This window comes from Pyxidicoccus fallax (genome assembly GCF_012933655.1).
Classification (GTDB): domain Bacteria; phylum Myxococcota; class Myxococcia; order Myxococcales; family Myxococcaceae; genus Myxococcus; species Myxococcus fallax.
In genome coordinates, this window is sequence record NZ_JABBJJ010000059.1 from 1 (window position 1) to 7,366 (window position 7,366).

The 7,366-nt window shown below is 70.0% G+C and carries 7 protein-coding genes and 1 pseudogene; 5 read left to right on the forward strand and 3 right to left on the reverse strand.

Annotated features, from left to right (window positions below):
- From HG543_RS54500 to HG543_RS15205, 4 genes and pseudogenes are all read left to right on the forward strand, one after another.
- A pseudogene (locus HG543_RS54500) lies at positions 1-306 on the forward strand (hypothetical protein); the annotation flags it as partial.
- Between the two features lie 35 nt (positions 307-341).
- The gene (locus HG543_RS15195; RefSeq protein ID WP_169345479.1) at positions 342-1,484 is read left to right on the forward strand and encodes an acyl-CoA dehydrogenase; all 1,143 of its coding nucleotides are present in this window, start codon (positions 342-344) and stop codon (positions 1,482-1,484) included.
- Positions 1,485-1,489: 5 nt separating this feature from the next.
- A complete protein-coding gene (locus HG543_RS15200) occupies positions 1,490-1,939 on the forward strand; it encodes an AgmX/PglI C-terminal domain-containing protein (RefSeq protein WP_169345480.1) in 450 nt (149 codons plus the stop codon).
- A 10-nt stretch (positions 1,940-1,949) separates the two neighbouring features.
- Positions 1,950-3,095 (forward strand): acyl-CoA dehydrogenase family protein, encoded by a 1,146-nt coding sequence (locus tag HG543_RS15205; RefSeq protein WP_169345481.1) that lies wholly within the window; start codon positions 1,950-1,952, stop codon positions 3,093-3,095.
- Between the two features lie 41 nt (positions 3,096-3,136).
- On the opposite strand, the gene HG543_RS15210 is transcribed toward HG543_RS15205, so the two are convergent.
- Both HG543_RS15210 and HG543_RS15215 read right to left on the reverse strand, forming a co-directional pair.
- Positions 3,137-3,790: a hypothetical protein gene (locus HG543_RS15210; RefSeq protein ID WP_169345482.1), complete on the reverse strand. Its 654-nt coding sequence runs from the start codon at positions 3,788-3,790 to the stop codon at positions 3,137-3,139.
- Positions 3,791-3,880: 90 nt separating this feature from the next.
- Positions 3,881-4,957, reverse strand: a complete 1,077-nt coding sequence (locus HG543_RS15215) for an SDR family oxidoreductase (RefSeq protein ID WP_169345483.1) — start codon at positions 4,955-4,957, stop codon at positions 3,881-3,883.
- Positions 4,958-5,081: 124 nt separating this feature from the next.
- Between HG543_RS15215 and HG543_RS15220 the strand changes: the two genes are divergently transcribed.
- Complete coding sequence (locus HG543_RS15220; RefSeq protein ID WP_169345484.1) at positions 5,082-5,969, forward strand: LysR family transcriptional regulator; 888 nt, start codon at positions 5,082-5,084, stop codon at positions 5,967-5,969.
- Between the two features lie 15 nt (positions 5,970-5,984).
- Here the strand turns inward: HG543_RS15220 and HG543_RS15225 are convergent, their stop codons facing one another.
- Entirely contained in the window at positions 5,985-7,355 is a 1,371-nt protein-coding gene (locus HG543_RS15225; RefSeq protein ID WP_169345485.1) for an MFS transporter, read from the reverse strand.
- Positions 7,356-7,366 lie beyond the last annotated feature (11 nt).

The following is a 7,366-nucleotide window of genomic DNA, read 5'->3' on the forward strand; positions in this document are numbered from 1 at the left end:
GGCCTGTGGGGCCGCGACGGCTCGGGTGGCATGGCCGGGGTGGGGCTGACGTACGACCTCATCGAGCGCCACCGGCACACCGTGCCCTGGACGCTGTCGCTCGTCGCGCGGCGGACGTGGACGGGGGAGGGCGGACGGACGGACGTCTCGTTCGACGTCACCGTGCCGCTGAACATGTTCTTGGGTTCACCCTTGGATTCCGGGGAAACAGGCAGTCGGACGTCCGCTAATCGGACCACCAACCCGCGCTTGCGGCAGGGCGTTACCTCTTCGCTGTACCCGAGGGGAAACCCCCATACTATGTAGTCCCTTCTCTTTTTCTCCCGCTGTTGAGGAGCCTCATGAACTTCGAGCTGACCGACGTCCAGCGCGAGATCCAGCGGATGACCCGCGAGTTCGCCGCCAAGGAGCTGATCCCCAACGCCCGCAAGTGGGATGAACACCACGCGTGGCCGACGGACGCGGTGAAGAAGCTCGCGGAGTTGTCCCTCCTGGGCGTGGCCGTCCCCGAGAACCAGGGTGGCGCGGGCCTGGACAACGTCTGTTACGCCATCGCCATGGAGGAGATCAGCCGCGGCTGTGCCTCCACCGGCGTCATCATGAGCGTGAACAACTCGCTCTACTGCGACCCGGTGATGAAGTACGGCACCGACGAGCAGAAGGAGCAGTTCCTCGCGCCGTTCGCCCGGGGCGAGAAGCTCGGCTGCTTCGGCCTCACCGAGCCCGAGGCCGGCAGCGACGCCGCCGCCCAGAAGACCGTCGCCGTGCGCCGCGGTGACGAGTACGTCATCAACGGCTCCAAGAACTGGATCACCAACGGGCCGAAGGCGGACGCCATCGTCCTGTTCACGATGACGAACAAGGAGAAGGGCAACAAGGGCATCACCGCCTTCCTCGTGCCCACCAACACCCCCGGCTTCATCCGCGCCGAGCCCGACAAGAAGATGGGCATCAGCGCCGCCTGGTCCTGCTCCATGTTCTTCGAGGACATGCGCGTGCCGGCGAAGTACATGCTGGGCAAGGAGGGCGACGGCTTCAAGATCGCCATGAGCACGCTGGACGGCGGCCGCATCGGCATCGCGTCGCAGGCGCTTGGCATCGCCCGCGCGGCGTACGAGGAGGCGGTGCGCTACTCCGGTGAGCGCAAGTCCTTCGGCAAGCCCATCCGCGAGCATCAGGCCATCCAGTTCATGATCGCCGACATGGCCACGGAGATCGACGCGGCCCGCCTGCTGGTGTGGCGCGCGGCGCTGCTGAAGGACAAGGGCGTGCGCCACAGCCCGGAGAGCGCCATGGCCAAGCTGTACGCCAGCGAGATGGCCAGCCGCGTGGCCAACAAGGCCCTCCAGGTGCACGGCGGCATGGGCTACAGCAAGGAGATGGACGCCGAGCGCCACGTGCGCGACGCGCGCATCACCGAAATCTACGAGGGGACGAGCGAGATCCAGCGCATCGTCATCTCTGCCAACCTGCTGAAGGAGTAGGCGCGATGAAGCGGGCTTTCCTTTCCGTGGTCGTTCTCTCCTCGGCGGTGGCGCTCGCGCAGGGCGGCGCTCCGGCGAAGAAGCCCTCGGGCGGGAAGCCCGCCCAGGCGACGGCCCCCGCCAAGAGCGAGGGGCCGGACGTCGACCGGCTGCCGTTCACCCCGGACTCCATCCGCCAGGTGGTCACCTACCACCAGCCTCGTATCCAGGAGTGCTACGAGGACCTCATGGCGGAGAAGGACCAGAAGGTGGAGGGCCGCCTGATGACGAACTTCACCATCGACGCCAACGGGCTGGTGAAGGGCGCCAAGGTGGTGAAGAAGTCCAGCACGCTGAAGGACGCCAACCTTCACGACTGCGTGGTGGCGGTGCTGTCGTCCATGACGTTCCCCAAGCCGCCGGACGGCGCGGACCACCCCATCGAGTACCCGTTCAACCTCAAGGCCATCGAGTAGGAAGACCGCCGTGAACCTCGAGCTGACCGAGACCCAGACGCTGATCCGCGACACCGCCCGCAAGTTCGCGCGCGAGCGCGTGGCCCCGCTGGCCCGCACGTTGGATCGTGAAGAGCGCTTCCCCACGGAGCTCTACAAGGAGATGGGCGAGCTGGGGCTGCTCGGGGTGAACATCCCGGCGAAGTACGGCGGCTCGGAGGCGGGCGTCGTCTCGTACGCGCTGGCGATGATGGAGATGGCGGCGGCGGACGCGTCCGTGTCGGTGACGATGGCCGTGACGAACATGTGCGCGGAGCTCATCAACGCGTTCGGCACGGAGGCGCAGCGCGAGAAGTACGTCACGCGGCTGGCGTCCGGCGAGGCGATTGCCGGTTCCTTCGCGCTGTCCGAGCCGCACGCGGGCTCGGACCCGGGCGCGATGCTCACCACGGCGACGCGCCGCGGGGACACGTACGTCCTCAACGGCAGCAAGCAGTGGATCACCTCCGGCGCGTACGCCGGGGTGATGGTGGTGTGGGCGCGCACGTCCCCGACGGGCAACAAGGGCCTGTCGTGCTTCATCGTGGAGGGCGGGACGAAGGGCCTCATCATCGGCAAGCACGAGGACAAGATGGGGCTGCGCGCCTCGAACACGGTGTCACTGACGTTCGAGGACTGTGAGATTCCGGCGGAGAACCTCCTGGGCCAGGAGGGGCAGGGCTTCCGGCTGGCGATGACGGCGCTGGACGGCGGGCGCATCGGCATCGCCTCGCAGGCGTGCGGCGTGGGCCGGGCGTCGCTGGAGGCGGCGGTGGCCTACTCGAAGGACCGCAAGGCGTTCGGTCAGGCCATTGGCGAGTTCCAGGCGCCGCGCTTCATGATGGCGGACATGAAGACGCAGTTGGAGGCGGCGGAGCTGCTGACGCTGCGCGCGGCGTACATGAAGGAGCAGGGCCAGCCGTTCTCGCGCGAGGCCTCCATGGCGAAGCTGTTCGCCAGCGAGATGAGCAACAAGCTCGCCGACAAGGCCGTGCAGCTCCACGGCGGCTACGGCTACATCGACGAGTTCCCCGTCGAGCGGTACTTCCGCGACGCCCGCGTGCAGACCATCTACGAGGGCACCAGCGAGGTGCAGCGGATGGTGATTGCCCGCGAGACGTTCAAGTTGCTGGGCTGAGACGTTGCTCCCGTGGGCGGGCGTGCCCGGTGGGCCGCCCGCTACTCGATGGGGGGCGCCCTGAACCTACGGCGTGGCTCGAGCCCGCCGTAGTCCCGGCGGAACAGCGGGGACACCTTGGTCGCGAGCTCGGTCTTCCACTCGGGTGAGCCGGGCTCGTGCGGCCCCGTGGTCAGGTCCTGGCGCAGCCGGGCCGCGGCCTCGGTGATGTCCCGGGCCTCGGTGAGGTGGCCTTCCTCGAACAGCAGCTCGCCGAGTTCGCGCCACTCGAAGATGGGGTGGGCGGTGCTCTCGCGGACCTGGCGCTCGCGGCCTTCCTCGCGGGGCATGAGGATGTAGCCGTCGCCCACCAGCATTCCCCCGGTGAAGGACATGGGGGTGTGCAGGTTCTCGTACACGACGCAGAGCGTTTCCTCCGGCTCGACGCGAGCGGCGCGGCCCAGCAGCAGCGGACCCTTTCCGGCGCGGATGCGCAGTTGGTCGATGTACGGCAGCCGCAGACGGCAGTGCTCGATGAACAGGGCTCCGCCGGAGATGCCGTAGGTGTCCTGGAAGGTCTCAAGCGCACCCACGTAGACACTCTCTGGAGTGATCCCGTGAGCCTGCGGGCGGAACGGTAGCGGGCCCGTGCTCCGGCAGAGGGTGAAGAGCCGCTCGCGGTAGATGACGCCGGTGCTGAAGGGGTGGGCGAACATGGGGCGCCTCGGGTCCGGGTGCCCCTGAACGACGGGAGGACTCCGAACGCCTGACCGTAGCCCACCTGGCGAAGCCGATGCCCGTGGGGCTCAGGACACCCGTGGGACGGGGAGTACGGTCCCGGGGGCCACCATCCGGGGTAGGCGCGCTCGGTCCACGTAGCCGTGCGCGGCGAACCACTCCACCGCATCCGTGAAGGTCTCCTCGAGCGGCCGGAAGCGGAGGCCCAGCGCCCGCTCGGACTTGGACGGGTCGAAGGCCGTGTTCGTCCGCTCGCGGCGCAGCGTCTGGAAGCCCTGCCAGCTCACGAGCACCGGGCGCCCGGAGAGCCGCGCCCAGGCCTCGTTCACCAGCGCCAGCGTTCCCAGCAGCGCGTCCGGCACCCGCCGCTTCGGGGCGGGGAGTCCCGTCACGGACGCGAGCACCTGGAGGGCCTCGCCCACGTGCAGGTCCCGGCCCGCCGCGAGGTAGCGCTCTCCACGCTGGCCCTTTTCGGCGGCGGCCACCAAGGCCGTGGCCACGTCGCGCGCGTCCACGTAGGCGAAGCGCGTGTTGATGACTCCCGGCAGGCGGCCATGCAGGAAGTCCAGGACGAGCTGTCCCGCCGTCGTGGGGCCCGCGTCACCGGGGCCGTTCATGAAGCCCGGCAGCACCAGCGAGGCGTGCAGGTCCCGGTGGCGCTCCAGCGCGGCGTCCACCTCCCGGTCCGCGAGGATCTTCGAGCGGTAGTAGGCGTCCTGCTCGTGCTCCGCGTCGCGTCGCATCGTCTCGTCGGTGAGGCGGTGGCCCGGGCGAGGCGACAGCACGGCGATGGAGCTGGTGTGCACCACGCGCCGGATGCCCCGCCGGTACGCGGTCTCCAGCAGCGCGCGCGTGCCCTCCACGTTGATGCGCATCAGCCCCGCCGCATGGCTGCCGCCCTTGTAGCTGTCCCGAAAGTACGCGGCGGTGTGGAAGAGCACGTCCACGTCCCGCATCGCGGGCGCGAAGGCCTCCACGTTCTCCAGGTCGCCTTCGACGAGCTCCACCGGCACGCCGGCCAGCAGCTTCTGGGCCTTCTCGGGGGAGCGGACCAGCGCCTTCACCCGGACTCCGCGGGACGTGAGCAGGCGGACCAGATTGCTTCCGAGCAGGCCGGTGGAGCCGGTGACGAATGCGGTCTTCATGGAATGTGCCTCCGTGCTTGTGGGCGCCCCGGCACGGGCCGCCCTCGTTGGCATCTGGGTACCCCCCTGTTGCGCCAGACGCCATCGCGGCAAACTGGTGTTGCATCCATGCAAGGGGCTGCGAATGAACTGGGATGACCTGCGCTACCTCCTCACCGTGGAGCGCGCCGGCTCGATGTCGGCGGCGGCTCGCGCGCTGGGCGTGGTCACCTCCACCGTGGGTCGCCGGATGACGGCGCTGGAGCGGCGCCTGGGCACCCGGCTGTTCGCCCGCGTTCCGGAGGGGGTCCGGCTGACGCCCGAGGGCCGCGCGCTGGTGCGCACCGCCGCGGCCATCGAGTCCCAGCTCCACAGCGCCGAGCGCGGGCTGAAGCACGAGGAGGGGCAGCTCGACGGGCCCGTGCGCCTGACCACCGGGGATGGCTTCGTGGCCTTCCTCAACCCCTGGCTGGCGAGCTTCCGGGAGCGCCACCCGGGCGTCCGCGTGGAGCTGTCCGCGGACACGCGGCTCTTGGACCTGGCGCGCCAGGAGGCGGACCTGGGCGTGCGCACCGTGCGCCCCAAGGGGGACTCGCTGGTGGCGCGCAAGGTGGGGCAGCTCGCCTGGAGGCTCTACGCCAGCGCGCGCTACCTGTCCCGCGCCGCGCCCCTGCGCTCACCGGCGGACCTCGCGGACCATGCGCTGGTGGGCTTCGACGCGGCAATCGCGCGCATGCCGCAGCTCCAGTGGCTGGAGGAGTGGGGCGCCGGGCGCTTCGTCTTCCGCAGCAACGCGGCCGTGGCCGTGGCGGGCGCGGTGGCCGCGCACCAGGGGGTGGCCGCGCTGCCGTGCGCGCTGGCCAGTCTCCACCCGGAGCTGCAGCCCGTCCTCCCGGAGGTGGAGCTGCCCCTGGAGGACGTGTGGCTCGTGGCCTCGCGCGAGGCCCGGAAGGTGCCGCGGGTGCGCGCGGTGATGGGCTTTCTCGCGGAACGGTTCGAGGCGTCACGCTCCGTCATGTTGGGCGTGCGCTGAGGACCGTCAGCGGCATCAGCTCGCGAGCGAGGGCACGGGGCTGTCGTCGGTGCCGGACTCCGCGTCCGGCAGCTCGTCCTCCAGGTTGCGGATGTGCGGGTTCTGCCAGGCGGCAATGGCCTGCGCGACCAGCACCAGCCCCAGCACACCGAAGAGCAGCGCGATGCCGCGTCCGGTGCCCGTCCCCACGATGGAGCCCAGCGTCCCCGCGAGCGCTCCGTCCGGCGCCATCCACGGCTCGAAGAACGCGTCGGACAGCAGGCCCGCCAGCACCGAGGCCACCGGCGCGCCGAGCAGGTTCACCACGCGCCGCACGGAGAAGACCCGGCCCTGCACGTCCGGCGGCACCTTCTGCTGCCAGAGGGTCTGCGCGCAGCTCGACAGGATGGGGATGTTGAACAGGAACAGCGCCGCGCACAGGCCCACCAGCCACGGGCTCGGCGGCAGCACCGCGAGCATCAGCGGCAGACCCGCCAGCGCCACGAAGCCGAGCACCCCGTGGATGCGGCGCTTCGGTCCGCCCCACACGCCCATGGCGATGCCGCCCACCAACATCCCCGAGCCCGAGGCCGACATCACCCGGCCCAGCGTGGCCGCGTCCGTGAAGCTGAGGATGAGCGGGGTGATGAGCACCATCACCATGCCCATCACCACGTTGACCACCGCCAGCGTCACCAGCAGCCCCCGCAGCCCGGGCCGCGAGGCGATGAAGCGCCAACCCAACCCCATCTCCTTCCACAGCGAGCCGCGCGCCGCCGCGCCCTCGTCGGACACGGGCGGCTTCGGGAAGCGGACCATCAGCAGCGTCACCATGGAGAACGCGAACGTCGCCAGGTCCATCAGCACGATGCCCTGGAGGCCAATCTTCAGGAGCAGCACCCCCGCGAGCACCGGCGACACGAGCTGCCCCACGCCCGAGGCCAGCTCCACGAAGCCGTTCGCCCGCGCCAGGTGCTCCTTCGACACCATCAGCGTCGTGCTCGCCTGGAAGGCCGGCCAGCGGAACGCGTTGAAGAGCGCGCTGACGACGATGGGGCCATAGAAGTGCCAGGGCTTCATCTCCCACAGCCCCGCCGCGTTCGCGTGCAGCAGTCCGAAGATGCACAGCGATGCGAGCCCCGAGCCCAGGTCGCTCAGCAGCATCACCTTCCGCCGGTCCCAGCGGTCCACCAGCGCGCCCGCCAGCGGAGACACCAGCGCCATGGGCAGCAGGTAGAAGAAGGTGAGCAGCGAGAACTGCGTCACGGAGCCGGAGCGCTTGTAGATCTCGATGCCCAGCGCGAAGTGCGTCACCCCCGAGCCGATGAGCGAGGCGACCTGGCCGAGCCAGGTGAGGCCGAAGGCCCGCGTCGGACGGAGCGCCGGAGTCTGTGTGGATGAGGTCATGGTTGAAGTCC